This window comes from Enterobacter sp. YSU, assembly GCF_016082135.1.
In the GTDB taxonomy this organism is placed as follows: domain Bacteria; phylum Pseudomonadota; class Gammaproteobacteria; order Enterobacterales; family Enterobacteriaceae; genus Enterobacter; species Enterobacter hormaechei_C.
Genome location: NZ_CP059487.1, coordinates 82,501 through 100,584 on the forward strand (window position 1 = coordinate 82,501; position 18,084 = coordinate 100,584).

Genomic DNA, 18,084 nt, shown 5'->3' on the forward strand with positions numbered 1-18,084 from the left:
AGGCCGGGTAAGCGCAGCGCCACCCGGCAAAAACCTAGCTAAACCAGCTGCCAAACCAGCCGTGGAACTTCATTAATACAAAGTCCCACATCCGGCTGAAGAAGCCGCCCTCTTCCACCGCTTCCATCACCACCAGCGGACGCTGCTCAATGGATTTGCCGTTAAGCTGGAAATCTATCGTCCCGACCACCTGGCCTTTTTTCAACGGCGCGGTCAGCTGTGGCTCGGTCAGGGTATAGCTGGCTTTCAGGTTTTTCAGCTGACCGCGTGGAATGGTGACGGAACCCGCTTCACCTGCCCCCAGGTTCACTTCACTTTTATCCCCAAACCAGACGCGCTGGCTGACGAAGGTGGCGTCCGGCTTAATCGGCGTGACGGTTTCAAAGAAGCGGAAACCCCAGGTCAGCAGTTTTTCGGATTCATTAAAACGAATGCGGTCGGTTTTCGTCCCCAGCACCACCGAGATCAGGCGCATGTCGCCCTGCGTCGCAGAAGCCACCAGGTTGTATCCGGCCCCGGCGGTCGTCCCCGTTTTCATGCCGTCCACGTTAACGTTACTGCTCCAGAGCAGACGATTACGGTTAGGCTGGCGGATATTGTTGAAGGTAAACTCTTTCTCTTTATGGATGGCGTACTCATCCGGCACGTCATGGATCAGCGCTTTGCCCAGCAGCGCCATATCGCGCGCGGTACTGAACTGACCGGGCGCATCCAGGCCGTGAACGGTTTTAAAGGTGGTGTTGGTCAGACCCAGTTTTTGCGCGTAGCCATTCATCAACCCAATGAATGAGTCCTGACTGCCTGCGACGTAATCGGCCAGCGCAATACAGGCATCATTTCCCGACTGAATAATGACCCCTTTATTCAGATCGGAAACGGAGACCTGATCGCCGGGCTTCAGGAACATGACGGACGAGCCGCGCAGCGCCGGGTTACCCGTCGCCCAGGCATCTTTGCCGACGGTGACCATGTCATCCAGCTTGATCTTGCCCGCTTTCAACGCCTGGCCCACAACATAGCTGGTCATAATTTTCGTCAGGCTCGCCGGGTCGAGTTTTTCGTCGGCGTTACCTTCCGCCAGCACTTTCCCGCTGGCGTAATCCATCAGGATCCAGGCGCGCGCATCGACAGGCGGCGCTTCGGGCGCCGTCTGTTCCGCCGCATGGAGCGTTGGGGCAAAAAGGAAAAGCAGCGCCGAGCCTGCCGCCAGGCTGCGCAGAGAAGAAGTTTTTTGCGTCATAAATGCCACCCGAGTGTCCATTCTAAAAATCACGTCACAATCACCGTGTCGCAAGAAGCGATGAGTAATAGCGCACTACAGCGTTCAAAGAAACCTGTTCCAGGTAAAGTTTTTAAAGTTTATGCAATAACATTCAGATACGCTTTGATTGCGGCGTTTTTTTTAGCATCTGTTGCGTAATTGTTAGGTTTATCTCACCATGGCGAAAAGCTGACTCGGATTCACATCTCATCGGGAGTAAATATGATTACGCTGTGGGGCAGGAACAATTCGACTAACGTGAAGAAAGTGCTCTGGACGCTGGAGGAGCTGGATTTACCGTTCAACCAAATCATGGCTGGCATGGCGTTCGGGGTGAATAAAGACGCCGACTATCTGGCGATGAACCCAAACGGACTGGTGCCGTTGCTGCGCGATGACGAGACAGACGCCACGCTGTGGGAGTCCAACACCATCGTGCGTTATCTCGCCGCGCAGTACGGCCAGGGTCGGCTGTGGGTTGAAAATCCAGCCCGCCGCGCGCAGGGCGAAAAATGGATGGACTGGGCAAACCAGACGCTTTCCCCCACGCACCGGGTGATCCTGATGGGGCTTGTCCGCACGCCGGAAGCCGAACGTGATTATCCCGCCATTCATGCCGCCCAGGACGCCTGCGAATCCCTGTTCGCGATGATGGACGACGAACTGGCGAAGCACGCCTGGTTCTCCGGCGACACCTTCGGCGTGGGCGATATCGCCGTCGCCCCCTTCGTCTGGAACCTCACTAACATGGGTCTTAGCTGGAGCCCGCGCCCTCACCTGGAGCGCTGGATCCAGCAGCTTAGCGAGCGCCCGGCGTATCGCAACGTGGTGATGATCCCGGTGACCTGATTACGACCTGGACGGGCTGACTTTCAGCAGTTGCCCGTCCGTCTCGTCAGTCAGCACGTACAGATAGCCATCCGGCCCGACGCGCACATCGCGAATACGCTGATCTTTATCGCCCAGAATGCGTCCGTCCTCCGTCACGCTATTGCCCTTCACGCTCAGCACGATGACGTCTTTCTCCTTCAGCGCGCCGATAAACAGCTTGTTTTTCCACTGCGGGAAGACGTCGCTGTTGTAGAACGCCATGCCGCTGACGGCGGGCGATACTTTCCAGACAAACAGCGGCTTTTCGGTGCCCTCAACGTGCTCGCCTTTCGCTTCCGGGATTTTCAGGCCGCTGTAATTGATCCCGTGCGTCGCCAGGGGCCAGCCGTAGTTTTTGCCCTTCTCAGGAATGTTAATCTCATCCCCACCGCGTGGTCCGTGTTCGTTGAGCCACAGCGTGTCGCTCCACGGATTCATCGCCATCCCCTGCGGGTTGCGAATGCCATAGGACCAGATTTCAGGGCGCGCACCGGCGGTGTTCACAAACGGATTATCCGGCGGCACTTTTCCGTCCTCCGTCAGGCGCACCACCTTGCCCTGAAGCTTGTCCAGCTCCTGCGCCGTCGGGCGCTGGTTGTTTTCACCCAGGCCAATAAAGAGATAGCCTTTGCCGTCGAACACCAGCCGTCCGCCAAAGTGGTTGCCGGTAGAGAGCTTCGGCATCTGTCGGAACACCACCTGGAAGCCCTCAATGCGCGAAAGGTCATCGCTCAACCGCCCGTAGCCCACCGCGGTACCCGCTTTGCCATCATTACCTGCCTCGGCGAAGCTGAGCCAGACCCGCCGTGACTGTGCAAAATCCGGGGCCAGCGCGACGTCCAGCAGTCCGCCCTGGCCGCTCGCCCACACTTTCGGCACGCCGACAATCGGATCGGAGAGCCCTTTTCCAGCCTGCCAGTGCTTAAGCTGCCCGTCTTTGAGCGTGATGAGCAGCCCCTTGTTATCTGGCAGAAACGCCAGCGACCAGGGGTGATCCAGTTTTGTCTGTAGCACGTCGACCTTAACCGTCTCAGGCGCTGCAAGCAGTGAAAGCGGGAATAACAAGACTGGAAGGAAAATCAACGAGGATCGAGGCATAACGCACTCCTTTATCGACATATGGCTTAAAGATTAGCCACTGTTCCCGGGTGCGTTACCACTTTTACAAAAGCTTAATCAGAAGGGGGAGTTGCCTCCCCCGGGTTCAGTGCCGGGCAAGCGTTTCCGGCTTGTTCAGACACATGATGCAAAGCGCGAGCGTGGTCAGGCAGTTTTCAAGCTTCTCCGCGTTAACGGCAATAAAATTCGGGCAGTCGTGACGTCCGTTCATCAAACAGACTCCGGCGATGGAGAGCACCTCGGCGGCGCGGCGCAGCGCCACTAATTCGCTTTCAGCGTAGTGCGCTTTCAGGATGGGTGCTTTTTCACGCATGAAATTGCAAAGTTCAAAGAAGTTATCACGCAGATTTTCGCTTTCGCTGACTGACATATACCCTTTCGCCTTGCGGAGTTGCAGATATGCGGCCAGGTCGATTCGGGCGTTGATCAGCTTGTTAAGCAGATCGCGTTTCAGTCTGTCAACGGACATGCTATTTCCTCCCCTGTCAGCCATGTTACCTTATTAAGGATAAGGTCATTTTTTGTACAATGTAATGCCTGAGATCAATAAACGATAACTGATTAACATTCTTTACAATGTTACAACGATTGCCCGCCTCAACTGCGCCATCAAGAGTGTATAAATCCCCCGCGATACGCTGTAAAATCCCGCCCTGATAACTCCATAATTGATGAATTTTTAACCTATGAGCAATGTTACGCACCCGCCGAAAATCGGCTTTGTCTCCCTCGGCTGCCCGAAGAACCTGGTGGACTCCGAACGCATCCTGACTGAACTTCGCACTGAAGGCTATGACGTGGTGCCAAGCTACGACAACGCCGACATGGTGATCGTCAACACCTGCGGGTTCATTGACAGCGCGGTCCAGGAGTCACTGGAAGCCATTGGTGAAGCCCTGACGGAAAACGGCAAAGTGATTGTCACCGGCTGCCTGGGCGCGAAGGTGGATCAGATCCGCGAAGTGCACCCGAAAGTGCTGGAGATCACCGGCCCGCACAGCTACGAGCAGGTGCTGGAACATGTTCATCACTACGTCCCCAAACCAAAGCACAACCCGTTCCTGAGCCTGGTGCCGGAACAGGGCGTGAAGCTGACGCCGCGCCACTACGCCTACCTGAAAATTTCCGAAGGCTGCAACCATCGCTGTACCTTCTGCATCATACCGTCGATGCGTGGCGATCTGGTGAGCCGTCCGATTGGCGAGGTGCTGGCAGAAGCCAAACGCCTGGCCGACGCGGGCGTGAAGGAGCTGCTGGTCATCTCCCAGGACACCTCCGCCTACGGTGTGGACGTCAAACACCGCTCCGGTTTCCACAACGGCGAGCCGGTGAAAACCAGCATGGTCGGCCTGTGCGAGCAGCTGGCTAAGCTCGGGATCTGGACGCGCCTGCACTACGTCTACCCTTATCCGCACGTTGACGATGTGATCCCGCTGATGGCGGAAGGCAAAATCCTGCCGTATCTGGATATCCCGCTACAGCACGCCAGCCCGCGCATTCTGAAGCTGATGAAACGTCCTGGCTCCGTGGATCGCCAACTGGCGCGCATCAAGCAGTGGCGTGAGATTTGCCCGGATCTGACCCTGCGCTCCACCTTTATTGTCGGCTTCCCGGGTGAAACCGAAGAAGATTTCCAGATGCTGCTCGACTTCCTGAAAGAGTCGCGTCTGGATCGCGTCGGCTGCTTCAAGTACAGCCCGGTTGAAGGCGCAACGGCCAACGAGCTGGCGGACCAGGTACCGGAAGAGGTAAAAGAGGAGCGCTGGAACCGCTTTATGCAGCTGCAACAGCAGATCTCTGCTGAACGCTTGCAGGAGAAAGTGGGCCGCGAAATTCTGGTGATTATCGACGAAGTGGACGAAGAAGGCGCGATTGGCCGCAGCATGGCGGATGCACCGGAAATCGATGGCGCGGTGTACCTGAACGGCGAAACACAGGTTAAGCCGGGTGATATTATTCGCGTGAAGGTTGAAAACGCGGATGAGTATGACCTGTGGGGTAGCCGGGTTTAAACACCCAGCTTCCCTTTTGTAGGCCGGGTAAGGCGTAGCCGCCACCCGGCACATTCCACAGCACTACCCTTTTATCCGCGGATCCAGCGCGTCGCGCAGCCCATCCCCCAGCAGGTTAAACGCCAGCACGGTCAGGAAAATCGCCAGGCTCGGGAAGATCGCCACGTGTGGCGCAATCACCATATCCGCCCGCGCCTCGTTCAGCATCGCGCCCCACTCCGGCGTCGGCGGCTGTGCCCCTAACCCCAGAAACGACAGGCTGGCCGCCGAGATAATCGACACGCCTATGCGCATGGTGAAATAGACCACGATAGACGAGACCGTTCCCGGCAGAATATGGCTGAACAGGATGGTGGCATCGCTGGCTCCCATGCTGCGCGCCGACTCGATAAAGGTCTGCTGCTTCAGCACCAGCGTGTTGCCACGTACCAGACGCGCGAAAGCGGGAATCGAGAATACCGCCACGGCGATAATGACGTTCGCCATGCCGCTGCCCATCACCGCCACCACGGCAATCGCCAGCAGAATACCGGGAAAGGCAAACAGCACGTCGCAGATACGCATGATGATGCGGTCCCACCAGCCTTCGTAGTACCCGGCCACCAGCCCCAGCACGGTGCCAATTGCTGCGCCCATCAGCACCGCGAAGACCCCGGCCGCCAGTGAGATCTGCGCCCCTACCAGCACGCGGCTGAATATATCGCGCCCGAGCGAGTCCACGCCAAACCAGTGCATCATCGACGGACCATCGTTCAGCCGGTCGTAGTCGAAGTAGTTTTCCGCATCAAACGGGGCTATCCAGGGGGCGATAATCGCCACCAGGATCAGCAGTAACACAAACAACCCGGCGACCATAGCGACGGGCTGACGACGGAATCGACGCCAGAACTCAACCCACGGGGTGCGAATATGGTCCGGCCTGATCCCCGGCATAGCGTTTAAAATGGCCTGGCGACGCCAGTTCAGTAATCGCATCTTACTTATACCTGATGGCCGGGTTAATGGCGGCGTAAAGCACATCCACCACTAAGTTAATAAGAATAAACTCCAGCGAGAAAAGCAGGACTTCAGCCTGAATAACCGGATAGTCACGCATATCGACCGAGTCGACCAGCAGGCGCCCCAGCCCCGGCCAGTTAAAGACCTTCTCAACCACGATAGAGCCCCCCAGCAGGAAGCCGAACTGTAGCCCCATCATCGTGACCACCGGGATCATCGCATTACGAAAACCATGCTTCAGAATGACCCATTTCTCACTCACCCCTTTTGCCCGCGCGGTGCGAATGTAATCTTCGCTCAGCACGTCGACAAACGAGGCGCGGGTAAACCGGGCCATAACCGCCGCAACGGCCGCGCCTAGCGTCATAGAGGGCAGAATGTAGTGCTTCCAGGTGTCGGCCCCGACGGTCGGCAACCAGCCCAGCTCGACGGAGAAAATCTGCATCAGCAGCATGCCCAGCGCAAACGCCGGGAAAGAGATGCCGGTGACCGCCAGCGCCATACCGAGCTTATCCGGCCAGCGGTTGCGCCAGACGGCGCCGACAATCCCCGCCCCCAGGCCAAAGACAACCGCCCAGCTCATACTGGCAATCGTTAACCAGAAGGTAGGCATAAAGCGGCTGGCAATCTCCTCCGACACCGGACGACGCGACACCATTGAGATGCCGAAATCGCCCTGAAGGACATTGCCAATGTAACGCAGAAATTGCCTGTACAGCGGTTGGTCAAGACCGAGCTGTTTACGCACCAGTTCAATAACCGTCGCATCCGCTTCCGGTCCGGCAATCAAACGCGCCGGATCGCCGGGCAGCATATGGACAAACAAAAACACCAGCACGGCCACAATCAGCAGCGTCGGGATAAGCCCCAGCAGGCGTTTACACACATAATTCAGCATGAGTTTTATTTCAAATCCGCGTCATCAAAGCTAAAGCCCGTATCCGGCATGATGTAAAAACCGGTCAGCGCTTTGTTGTGGGCTGAGACCAGTTTTTCCACCACCAGCGGCACCCACGGCGACTCTTTCCAGATAATATCCTGCGCCTCCTTGTACAGGCGTGCTTTCTCTTCCGGTTTGGTGGTTTTTAGGGCATCGGCCAGATCTTTATCCACCTGCGGATTACTGTAGAACGCGGTATTGAACAGCGTTGGCGGCCAGTTCTGGGAAGCAAACAGCGGCGACAGGGACCAGTCCGCTTCTCCGGTTGAAGCCGTCCAGCCGGTGTAGAACATCCGCACTCCGCTCTCTTTCTGTCCTTTGCCTTCCACTTCCGCCGCTCGCTGTCCGGCATCCATCGCCGTAACCCTGGCTTTAATGCCCACCTGCGCCAGCTGCTGCTGGGTAAATTGCAGCACCTTCTGCGCGGTACTGTGGTTATGCGACGACCACAGCGTAGTGCTAAAGCCGTTCGGATAGCCCGCCTCTTTCAGCAGTTCCCGCGCTTTCGCCGGATCGTAAGGCCACGGCTGATAGCTTTGCGCGTACTCAATGGTTGGCGGCATCACGCCCGTCGCCGGGGTGGCGTAGCCGGCAAAGGCCACCTTCACCAGCGCCTGGCGGTTAATGGCGTAGTTGATGGCTTCACGCACCTTCGGGTTATCAAACGGTTTCTGCGTGACGTTCATGCTGATGTAGCGCTGCATAATCGACGGGCTGGCCACCAGTTCCAGCTTGCTGTTTTTCGCCAGCAGCGCCGCCTGTTCGTACGGGATCGGGAAGGCAAACTGCGCTTCGCCGGTTTGCAGCATTGCGGCGCGGGTGTTGTTGTCCACTACCGGCCGCCAGGTGATGGTATCCAGTTTCGGCAGCCCCTGCTGCCAGTATCCGGCGAATTTTTTCACCTTCACAAAATCGGTCTGGTTCCAGGTGAGCAGTTCGTACGGTCCGGTCCCCACCGGGTGGAAGCCAATCTCTTTGCCGTATTTTTTCAGGGCGGCGGGCGAAATCATCGCCGTCGCGGGATGCGCCAGGATATTGATAAACGCCGAGAACGGCTCTTTGAGGGTGATCTTCACCGTTGCCGGATCAACCACCTCGGTTTGGGCGATATTTTTATACAGGTTGTAGCGTTTAAGACCGTTTTCCGGATTGCTGGCACGATCCAGGTTGACCTTAACCGCCTCGGCGTTGAAGTCGGTGCCATCCTGGAACTTCACGCCGGTACGGAGCTTAACGGTATAGACCAGCCCGTCGTCCGACACGGTATAGCCTTCCGCCAGCACGTTTTTCAGCTTCATTTCGCGGTCCAGGCCGAACAGCCCCTGGTAGAAGGATTTTGCCACCGCCTGAGAAAGAGTGTCGTTGGCATCATAGGGATCCAGGGTCGTGAAGTTAGACCCCACAGCCACCACCACATCTTTCGCCGCGAACGCGGGGGCGGCGGCCAGCGCAGCCGTCACGCTCGCGGCCAGCAGCCATTTACGAGCAACAAAAGGAACCATTGTGTTCTCCTGCCTGTTGTAAGTTATAACCGCGAGAATGCATTGCCCTGACGCGGTGGTGCGACAAAATGACCGGGTCCCACCTCACGCAGCGCCACGCGCTCCAGGGTTTCGCCCCGTTTACGAATATTGCTCGGCATTTCGTCCTGCAACAGCACGCGCTGGGCGTGACGATGCTCAGGATCGGCAACCGGTACGGCAGCCATCAGCTTGCGGGTGTACGGGTGCTGCGGGTTTTCAAACACCGCCCGACGGGGGCCGATTTCAACAATTTGCCCCATGTACATCACCGCCACGCGATGGCTGATCCGCTCCACCACCGCCATATCGTGGGAGATAAACAGAAACGCAATGCCCAAATCCCGCTGTAAATCGAGCAGGAGATTGATGATTTGCGCGCGGATAGAGACATCCAGCGCTGACACGGACTCATCCGCAATCACCACTTTCGGATTGAGGGCCAATGCCCGCGCAATGCAGATACGCTGACGCTGACCGCCAGAAAATTCGTGCGGATAACGCCAGGCATGCTCCGGCTTCAGGCCCACGCGCTCCAGCAGCCATGCGACGCGGCGCTGCGCGGCTTCACCGTCGAGCAGGTTATGCACCCGCAGCGGCTCCATAATCGAGTACCCCACCGTATGGCGCGGATCGAGCGACGCATAAGGATCCTGGAATATAAACTGAATATCCCGGCGCACCGCCTGCAATTTACTGTTAGGAAGCGTGTCGATGCGCTCACCGTTGAAGGTGATGCTCCCCTCCTGCGACGCCACCAGCCTGAGCAGCGCCCGTCCGGTGGTGGATTTACCGCAGCCGGACTCCCCCACCAGCGCCAGCGTTTCGCCCGGCCAGAGATCAAAACTGACGTTTTCAACCGCATGCACTTCGCGCTTCACGCGATTGAGGATCCCGCTACGCAGCGGGAAACGGGTCACCAGGTCACGCACTTCGAGGATTGGCCTGCCGGGAACCACCGTATCCTGCTCGGTTTCGTCTTCCTGCTGGCCCTGTTCGGTCTGTGAGAACAGCGGAAAACGGCGCGGAAAATCACTGCCATTCATGGCCCCCAGACGCGGGACCGCCGCCAGCAGCGCTTTGGTATAAGAATGCACCGGCGCATGAAAGACCTGCTCCACCGTGCCGGTTTCCACGGCATTGCCCTGATGCATAACCAGCACCCGATCGGCAATATCCGCCACCACCCCCATATCGTGGGTGATGAAAATCACCCCCATCTCCATCTCCTGCTGCAATACCTTAATCAGTTGCAGGATCTGGGCCTGAATGGTGACATCCAGCGCCGTGGTGGGTTCGTCCGCAATGAGCACCGCCGGACGGCACGACAGCGCCATCGCAATCATCACCCGCTGGCGCATGCCGCCGGAAAGCTGATGCGGATAGCGGGACAAAATCGCGTGCGCCTCAGGGATACGCACCAGCTCCAGCATCCGTTTTGCTTCGTTGAGCGCCTCATCACCGCTCAGTCCCTGATGCAGGCGGATAGATTCGGCAATCTGCTCGCCCACCGGAAAAACCGGGTTCAGGGAGGTCATCGGCTCCTGAAAAATCATCGCAATATCTGCCCCGCGCACCCCCTGCATCTGGGACGCACTCAGCTCGTTGAGATCGATAACCTGACGGTTGCGACGGCGCAACAGCATCCGCTCGCTGGTGACCTGCCCGCCCGTCTGCTCAAGCAGACGCATCAGCGCCAGCGCGGTAACGGATTTACCGGAACCTGATTCGCCAACAATCGCCAGCGTCTCGCCGCGCCTGAGCGAAAACGATAAATTCTGTACTGCGGGGATGAACTGCCGCTCTTCCTGAAACGCAATATTCAGTTGGTGGACAGCCAGCACTTCGCAGTTGTCCAGCTCTTCACGGTGCGGCACGCAATGCCCCCTTATTCACGATAAATGCCTGTGCTGGGCGCATCGCCGGCATACCCCCACGCCCGGTACATCCCTTCACTGTTGAACGGCAGAGCCACGTTGCCCTCCCGATCCACCGCAATTAAGCCGCCAATCCCGCCCAGCGCCGGCAGTTTCTCCATCACTACCCGCTCGCAGGCCTCACTCAGGCTTAATCCGCCGTAATCCATTAGCGCGGTAATGTCGTAGGCCGCCAGCGCGCGGATAAACACTTCGCCGGTGCCGGTGCATGACACCGCCGCGGTGGCGTTATTGGCGTAACACCCGGCCCCCGGCAGCGGGCTGTCGCCGACGCGACCGGGAAGTTTGTTGGTCATACCGCCTGTCGACGTCGCGGCGGCGAGGTTACCGGCTTTATCCAGCGCCACCGCGCCTACCGTGCCCATTTTGCTGCGTTCATCGAGCGGCGCGGCATGGTCCAGCTGCGTCATCCCCGCTGTACGGGCCTCCAGCAGTTGCCGGTAACGCTCCTCGGTGGAAAAAAGATCGGGCGAGACCGTGTCCATCCCGTGCTCGACGGCAAATTTTTCCGCCCCCGCCCCGGCCAGCAGCACATGCGGGCTTTGTTCCATCACCAGACGCGCGGCCAGCACCGGATTACGCAGACGGCTGACGCCCGCTACCGCGCCCGCCTTCAGGGTGACGCCGTCCATCACGCAGGCATCCAGCTCGTGCGTTTCATCGCGCGTAAAGACCGAGCCAATACCGGCATTAAACAGCGGGCACTCCTCCAGCAGACGTACTGCTTCGGTCACCACGTCCAGCGCGCTGTCGCCCGCTTCCAGCATCCGCTGGCCTGTTTCCACAATGGCGTTCAGCGCATCAATATAACGCTTCTCCTGCTCGGGACTGAGCTGTGCACGGGTGATTGCCCCGGCACCGCCATGAATTGCGATAACCGCTTTACTCATTTCGCATCACCCATTAGCCTGGCTGGCTGCTTTTTCTATAAATATCATTATCGTCGACGAATCTTCAGATGATTTTTGAATATAGAAAGACGCAACTGTGATGTAAAGCGTACACCCATCGGGTCATACAGTTAGCCGCACTTTTCTGCCATAATGAGCGCTTTCGTTGTTACTCCGCAGGAGCCCACCATGGATTTTACCGCCGGACTGATGCCGCTTGAGACGGCACTCTCGCAGATGCTTGACCGCATTACTCCACTGCACGACGTTGAGACACTGCCGCTTGTGCGCTGTTTTGGCCGTATTGCCGCGCGCGATATCGTCTCGCCGCTGAACGTGCCGGGGTTCGATAACGCGGCGATGGACGGCTATGCCGTACGTCTGGCGGATCTGCAAACGGGTCAGCCGCTGCCGGTGGCAGGTAAAGCGTTTGCCGGGCAGCCGTTTAACGGTGAGTGGCCAGCGGGCACCTGCGTGCGCATTATGACCGGGGCACCGGTGCCAAAGGGCTGTGAAGCCGTGGTGATGCAGGAAGAGACCGAACAAACGGACGACGGCGTGCGCTTTACCGCCAGCGTCAAAGCGGGACAGAATATCCGCCACATCGGGGAAGACATTACCCTGGGCGCAACGGTCTTTGCCGCCGGGCAAAAGCTGACGGTCGCCGAACTGCCGGTGCTGGCATCGCTTGGCATCGCGGAGATTGACGTGGTCCGCAAAGTGCGCGTGGCGGTGTTCTCCACGGGAGATGAGCTACAGCTTCCGGGTCAGCCGCTGAACGAGGGGCAGATTTACGACACCAACCGTCTGGCGGTGCACCTGATGCTTGAGCAGTTGGGCTGCGAGGTGATTAACCTCGGTATCATTCCTGACGATCCGCAAAAACTGCGCGCGGCGTTTATCGACGCTGACGCCTCTGCCGACGTGGTGATCAGCTCCGGCGGCGTATCGGTTGGCGAAGCGGATTACACCAAAACCCTGCTTGAAGAGCTGGGCGAAATCGCCTTCTGGAAGCTGGCGATTAAACCGGGCAAACCGTTCGCGTTTGGCAAACTTCCGCACAGCTGGTTCTGTGGCCTGCCGGGTAACCCGGTCTCTGCCGCGCTGACCTTCTACCAGCTGGTGATCCCGCTGCTGGCGAAGCTTTCAGGCAACAATGCCAGCCCGCTGCCGGAGCGTGTGCGCGTGCGGGCGGCAACGCGCCTCAAAAAATCACCGGGCCGTCTCGATTTCCAGCGCGGCATTCTGGCGCGCAACGCCGACGGCGAGCTGGAGGTGAGCACCACCGGGCATCAGGGTTCGCACATCTTTAGCTCCTTCAGTCAGGGTAACTGCTTTATCGTGCTGGAGCGCGATCGCGGCCACGTTGCGGCGGGCGAATGGGTTGAAGTTGAACGCTTTAACCACCTGTTCGGAGGCTGACATGACGGTGGAACTGAGCGACCCGGAGATGATGCGCTATAACCGCCAGATCGTGCTACGCGGGTTTGATTTCGAGGGCCAGGAAGCGCTCAAGGCGGCCAGCGTGCTGGTTGTGGGTCTTGGCGGGCTGGGCTGCGCAGCGGCGCAATACCTGGCTGCGGCGGGTGTCGGCCGCATGACGCTGCTGGATTTCGACACCGTGTCGGTGTCCAACCTGCAACGCCAGACGCTGCACAGCGACGCGACGGTCGGTCAGCCTAAAGTGGAATCAGCACGCACGGCGCTGGCGCGCATTAACCCCAACGTTCAGTTCACCCTGATTGACGCGATGCTGGATGACGACGCGCTGTTTGCCCAGATTGCACGGCATGACCTGGTGCTGGACTGCACCGATAACGTCGCCATTCGCAACCAGCTCAATGCGGGCTGCTTTGCCCGTAAAACGCCGCTGGTTTCCGGCGCGGCCATCCGCATGGAGGGGCAAATCACCGTCTTCACCTACGCTGAAGGAGAGCCCTGCTACCGCTGCCTGAGCCGTCTGTTTGGCGAGAATGCGCTGACCTGCGTCGAGGCGGGCGTGATGGCGCCACTGGTTGGCGTTATCGGTTCCTTGCAGGCGATGGAGGCGATCAAAGTGCTGGCGCACTACGGCACGCCCGCAGCGGGTAAAATCGTGATGTATGACGCGATGACCTGCCAGTTTCGCGAGATGAAGCTGATGCGTAACCCCGGATGTGAGGTGTGCAGCAAATAAAAAAGTCGGGTGGCGGCTTCGCCTTACCCGACCTACAACGGCCCGAGCGTAGGCCGGGTAAGCGTCAGCGCCACCCGGCAACAGCGTCAAATAGACGTCCGCCCAAACGCCCCCTGCCAGTCCTGCTCAAACTTCACAATTGCCGCATCCACGGCCGGAGAGGTAATAAACTGCTGCGCCACGTCCAGCGGCAGCGTGATGGACTCGCACCCTGCCAGCAGGCAGTCCAGCGCCTGGCGCGGGGTTTTAAAGCTCGCCGCCAGCACTTTTGACTGCGGGGCATGCAGGGTCAGCAGCTGTTGCAGTTCAACCACCGTCTGGATCCCGTCCCCGCCCTGTGCGTCCACGCGATTTACATAAGGAGCCACATACTCAGCCCCCGCCAGTGCGGAGAGCATCCCCTGTGCTGCGCCATACACCGCCGTACCCAGCGTCGGGATCCCTTCTGCTTTCAGCATTTTGATCGCCGCCAGTCCTTCAGCGGTCACGGGCACTTTCACCACCAGGTCATTGATTATCGCGCGCAGCTTACGTGCGTCTTCCACCATTCCCTCGGCGGTCTTCGCCATCACCTGAGCGAACAGCCGGCCCTTGCCGCCCAGCGCGTCGTGCAGCGCGGGCAGCAGCTCTTCCAGAGGCGTTTTACCCGCCGCCACAATGCTTGGGTTAGTGGTCACGCCCGCCAGCGGGAAGATACGCGCCAGCTTTTTGACTGCCGCAACGTCAGATGTGTCGAGATAAAGTTCCATGATGTCACCCTCAAAATTAGCCTGCACTTACCCTATCACAGCAAAACCTGCTCAGGAATTGACCCATATCAAGATAACTTTCATTCGAAAGTAATTTAATCTTCATATGTAATTAGAGGGCAAGACAATGATCTTCAATATACAGCGTTACTCCACCCACGACGGCCCCGGTATTCGAACCGTGGTATTCCTGAAAGGCTGCTCGCTGGGCTGTCGCTGGTGTCAGAACCCGGAAAGCCGCTCCCGCACGCGGGACGTCCTGTTTGATGCCCGTCTGTGCCTGGACGGCTGTGACCTGTGTCAGCAGGCCGCGCCGGGGTGTGTTGAACGCGCGCTGAACGGGCTGGTCATTCATCGTGAGAAGCTTAACGACGAGACGCTTACTGCCCTTACCGACTGCTGCCCGACCCAGGCGCTTACCGTCTGCGGTGAAGAGAAGCAGGTGGAGGAGATTATGGCCACCGTGCTGCGCGACAAGCCCTTCTACGACCGCAGCGGCGGCGGGATCACCCTCTCCGGCGGCGAGCCGTTCATGAACCCGGCGCTGGCACACGCCCTGTTTAAAGCCAGCCATGAACAAGGCATTCATACCGCCGTTGAAACCTGCCTTCACGTGCCCTGGCATTATATCGAGCCGTCACTGCCGTATGTCGATCTGTTCCTGGCGGACCTGAAGCATGTGGACAGTGACGTATTCAAACAGTGGACCGATGGCTCAGCCAGACGGATCCTGGACAACCTGAAGCGCCTGGCTGCCGCCGGGAAAAAAATCACCATTCGCGTGCCGCTGATCCAGGGCTTTAACGCCGATGAAGCGTCGGTTACCGCCATTACCAATTTCGCCGCCGACGAACTCGGCGTTCACGATATTCATTTTCTGCCGTATCACACGCTGGGCATGAACAAATACACCCTGCTCGGCCAACCCTACTCTGCCCCTGACAAACCGCTGGATAACCCTGCCCTGCTGGACTTCGCGCAGCAGTATGCCTGCCAGAAAGGGTTAACCGCGACCTTACGAGGATAAACCTATGACAACCCTGGATCTCAACACCCTCAGCGAGCGCATTAAGGCGCACAAAACGGCGCTGGTGCATATCGTTAAGCCGCCGGTCTGTACCGAGCGCGCACAGCATTATACCGAAATGTATCAGCAGCATCTGGACAAGCCGATCCCGGTACGTCGCGCACTGGCCCTCGCCCACCACCTGGCAAAACGTACCATCTGGATCAAACACGACGAGCTGATTATCGGTAACCAGGCAAGCGAAGTGCGCGCCGCGCCGATTTTCCCGGAATACACCGTCTCCTGGATTGAGAAAGAGATCGACGATCTGGCGGACCGCCCGGGCGCAGGCTTTGCGGTGAGCGAAGAGAACAAGCGCGTGCTGCATGAGATCTGCCCGTGGTGGCGCGGCCAGACGGTGCAGGACCGCTGCTACGGCATGTTCACCGACGAGCAGAAAGGCCTGCTGGAAACCGGCATCATCAAAGCGGAAGGCAACATGACCTCCGGTGACGCACACCTGGCGGTGAATTTCCCGCTGGTGCTGGAGAAAGGGCTTGACGGCCTGCGCGCGAAAGTGGCCGAGCGCCGGTCGCGCATCAACCTGACGGTGCTGGACGATCTGCACGGCGACCAGTTCCTGAAAGCCATTGATATCGTGCTGGAAGCCGTAAGCCTGCACATCAAACGCTTTGCCGACCTGGCGCGTGAAATGGCCGCAACAGAAACCCGCGACAGCCGCCGCGACGAGCTGCTGGCCATGGCGGAAAACTGCGACATCATCGCCCACCAACCGCCAAAAACCTTCTGGCAGGCGCTACAGCTGTGCTACTTCATTCAGCTAATCCTGCAAATTGAGTCCAACGGTCACTCCGTCTCCTTTGCCCGTATGGACCAGTACCTTTACCCGTACTATCGCCGCGACGTGGAGCTGGACCAGAGTCTGGATCGCGAGCACGCCATTGAGCTGCTGCACAGCTGCTGGCTGAAGCTGCTGGAAGTGAACAAAATCCGCTCCGGCTCGCACTCCAAAGCCTCTGCGGGCAGTCCGCTGTATCAGAACGTCACCATCGGCGGCCAGAAGCTGGTCAACGGTGAACCGATGGACGCGGTCAACCCGCTCTCTTACGCCATTCTCGAATCCTGCGGCCGTCTGCGCTCCACCCAGCCGAACCTGAGCGTGCGCTACCACGCGGGCATGAGCAACGACTTCCTCGACGCCTGCGTGCAGGTGATCCGCTGCGGCTTCGGGATGCCCGCGTTTAACAACGATGAAATCGTCATCCCGGAATTTATCAAGCTCGGCGTGGAACGAGAGGACGCGTATGACTATGCGGCGATTGGCTGTATCGAAACCGCCGTCGGCGGCAAGTGGGGCTATCGCTGCACCGGCATGAGCTTTATCAACTTCGCCCGCGTGATGCTCGCCGCGCTGGAAGGTGGCCGCGACGCCACCAGCGGCCAGGTGTTCCTGCCGCAGGAAAAAGCGCTTTCTGCCGGTAACTTCGGGAATTTTGATGAGGTCATGGCGGCGTGGGATAACCAGATCCGCTACTACACCCGCAAATCCATTGAGATCGAGTACGTGGTGGACACCATGCTGGAAGAGAACGTCCACGATATTCTCTGCTCGGCGCTGGTGGACGACTGTATCGAACGCGCGAAAAGCATTAAGCAGGGCGGCGCGAAGTATGACTGGGTTTCCGGCCTACAGGTGGGGATCGCCAACCTCGGCAACAGCCTGGCAGCGGTGAAGAAGCTGGTGTTTGACCAGGGCGTTATCGGTCAGCAACAGCTGGCGGCGGCGCTGGCGGATGACTTCGAGGGGCTGACCCACGAGCAGCTGCGCCAGCGCCTGATCAACGGCGCGCCGAAGTACGGCAACGACGACGACAGCGTGGACCTGCTGCTGACCCGTGCCTACGAAACCTACATTGAAGAGCTGAAGCAGTACCATAACCCACGCTACGGCCGCGGCCCGATTGGGGGTAACTACTATGCGGGCACGTCGTCTATCTCCGCAAACGTGCCGTTTGGCGCAGCAACCATGGCAACGCCGGACGGCCGTAAAGCCCACACCCCGCTGGCGGAAGGGGCAAGCCCGGCCTCCGGTACCGACCACCTCGGCCCGACGGCGGTGATTGGCTCCGTGGGTAAACTGCCGACGGAAGCGATTCTCGGCGGCGTGCTGCTAAACCAGAAGCTGAACCCGTCGACGCTGGAAAACGACAGCGATCGCCAGAAGCTGATGGTGCTGCTGCGCACCTTCTTCGAGGTGCATAAAGGCTGGCACATTCAGTACAACATCGTCTCCCGCGAAACGCTGCTGGAAGCGAAGAAACACCCGGATCAGTATCGTGACCTGGTGGTGCGCGTCGCGGGTTACTCGGCGTTCTTCACCGCCCTGTCGCCGGATGCGCAGGACGATATTATCGCTCGTACTGAGCATACGCTGTAACGGTTTATCCCCTCTCCCTTTAGGGAGAGGGTTAGGGTGAGGGGGAAATGCGCACGCTGATGCCCTCACCCCGGCCCTCTCCCACGGGGAGAGGGAGAAAACACTAAAAACGGCAACTTCGGTTGCCGTTTTGCTTTGACTTTCGAA

At 58.8% G+C, this 18,084-nt stretch carries 15 protein-coding genes; 6 read left to right on the plus strand and 9 right to left on the minus strand.

The annotated features are described in order from the left end of the window. Positions 1 to 34: 34 nt before the first annotated feature. A complete protein-coding gene (gene dacC / locus H2Z33_RS00375) occupies positions 35 to 1,240 on the minus strand; it encodes a serine-type D-Ala-D-Ala carboxypeptidase (protein WP_023296184.1) in 1,206 nt (401 codons plus the stop codon). 243 nt (positions 1,241 to 1,483) lie between these two features. Here dacC and H2Z33_RS00380 point away from each other — a divergent pair, with 243 nt between their 5' ends. Then, a complete protein-coding gene (locus tag H2Z33_RS00380) occupies positions 1,484 to 2,110 on the plus strand; it encodes a glutathione S-transferase family protein (protein WP_017384888.1) in 627 nt (208 codons plus the stop codon). Here the strand turns inward: H2Z33_RS00380 and H2Z33_RS00385 are convergent, their stop codons facing one another. Together H2Z33_RS00385 and bssR are read right to left on the minus strand one after the other, a co-directional pair. Further along, positions 2,111 to 3,229, minus strand: a complete 1,119-nt coding sequence (locus H2Z33_RS00385; protein WP_017384889.1) for a PQQ-dependent sugar dehydrogenase — start codon at positions 3,227 to 3,229, stop codon at positions 2,111 to 2,113. It abuts the gene before it with no gap. A 106-nt stretch (positions 3,230 to 3,335) separates the two neighbouring features. After that, positions 3,336 to 3,719: a biofilm formation regulator BssR gene (bssR, locus tag H2Z33_RS00390; RefSeq protein WP_003858412.1), complete on the minus strand. Its 384-nt coding sequence runs from the start codon at positions 3,717 to 3,719 to the stop codon at positions 3,336 to 3,338. Positions 3,720 to 3,936: 217 nt separating this feature from the next. Between bssR and rimO the strand changes: the two genes are divergently transcribed. Continuing rightward, complete coding sequence (gene rimO, locus H2Z33_RS00395) at positions 3,937 to 5,262, plus strand: 30S ribosomal protein S12 methylthiotransferase RimO (RefSeq protein WP_063134815.1); 1,326 nt, start codon at positions 3,937 to 3,939, stop codon at positions 5,260 to 5,262. A gap of 63 nt (positions 5,263 to 5,325) precedes the next feature. Here rimO and gsiD read toward each other — a convergent pair whose 3' ends face one another. Genes gsiD through iaaA form a run of 5 tightly spaced genes read right to left on the minus strand, consistent with a single transcriptional unit; the run spans position 5,326 to position 11,548 of the window. Beyond that, entirely contained in the window at positions 5,326 to 6,237 is a 912-nt protein-coding gene (gene gsiD / locus H2Z33_RS00400) for a glutathione ABC transporter permease GsiD (RefSeq protein ID WP_015571027.1), read from the minus strand. Between the two features lies 1 nt (position 6,238). Next, positions 6,239 to 7,159: a glutathione ABC transporter permease GsiC gene (gene gsiC / locus H2Z33_RS00405; RefSeq protein ID WP_198091814.1), complete on the minus strand. Its 921-nt coding sequence runs from the start codon at positions 7,157 to 7,159 to the stop codon at positions 6,239 to 6,241. Positions 7,160 to 7,164: 5 nt separating this feature from the next. Beyond that, positions 7,165 to 8,703 carry a glutathione ABC transporter substrate-binding protein GsiB gene (gsiB, locus tag H2Z33_RS00410; protein WP_015571028.1) on the minus strand — a complete coding sequence of 513 codons (1,539 nt, stop codon included), beginning with the start codon at positions 8,701 to 8,703 and terminating at the stop codon, positions 7,165 to 7,167. 23 nt (positions 8,704 to 8,726) lie between these two features. Continuing rightward, entirely contained in the window at positions 8,727 to 10,598 is a 1,872-nt protein-coding gene (gene gsiA / locus H2Z33_RS00415) for a glutathione ABC transporter ATP-binding protein GsiA (RefSeq protein WP_032668745.1), read from the minus strand. 11 nt (positions 10,599 to 10,609) lie between these two features. After that, a complete protein-coding gene (iaaA, locus tag H2Z33_RS00420) occupies positions 10,610 to 11,548 on the minus strand; it encodes a beta-aspartyl-peptidase (RefSeq protein WP_015571030.1) in 939 nt (312 codons plus the stop codon). Between the two features lie 189 nt (positions 11,549 to 11,737). On the opposite strand from iaaA, the gene moeA reads away from it, so the two are divergent. Together moeA and moeB are read left to right on the plus strand one after the other, a co-directional pair. Next, complete coding sequence (gene moeA / locus H2Z33_RS00425; RefSeq protein WP_045142271.1) at positions 11,738 to 12,970, plus strand: molybdopterin molybdotransferase MoeA; 1,233 nt, start codon at positions 11,738 to 11,740, stop codon at positions 12,968 to 12,970. A 1-nt stretch (position 12,971) separates the two neighbouring features. Next, entirely contained in the window at positions 12,972 to 13,724 is a 753-nt protein-coding gene (gene moeB, locus H2Z33_RS00430) for a molybdopterin-synthase adenylyltransferase MoeB (RefSeq protein ID WP_063134814.1), read from the plus strand. An 86-nt stretch (positions 13,725 to 13,810) separates the two neighbouring features. Here moeB and fsa read toward each other — a convergent pair whose 3' ends face one another. After that, the gene (gene fsa / locus H2Z33_RS00435) at positions 13,811 to 14,473 is read right to left on the minus strand and encodes a fructose-6-phosphate aldolase (protein ID WP_017384896.1); all 663 of its coding nucleotides are present in this window, start codon (positions 14,471 to 14,473) and stop codon (positions 13,811 to 13,813) included. A gap of 127 nt (positions 14,474 to 14,600) precedes the next feature. Between fsa and H2Z33_RS00440 the strand changes: the two genes are divergently transcribed. Beyond that, positions 14,601 to 15,500: a glycyl-radical enzyme activating protein gene (locus tag H2Z33_RS00440; protein ID WP_015571034.1), complete on the plus strand. Its 900-nt coding sequence runs from the start codon at positions 14,601 to 14,603 to the stop codon at positions 15,498 to 15,500. 4 nt (positions 15,501 to 15,504) lie between these two features. Next, positions 15,505 to 17,937 carry a formate C-acetyltransferase/glycerol dehydratase family glycyl radical enzyme gene (locus tag H2Z33_RS00445; RefSeq protein ID WP_063136072.1) on the plus strand — a complete coding sequence of 811 codons (2,433 nt, stop codon included), beginning with the start codon at positions 15,505 to 15,507 and terminating at the stop codon, positions 17,935 to 17,937. The last annotated feature ends 147 nt before the right edge of the window (positions 17,938 to 18,084 follow it).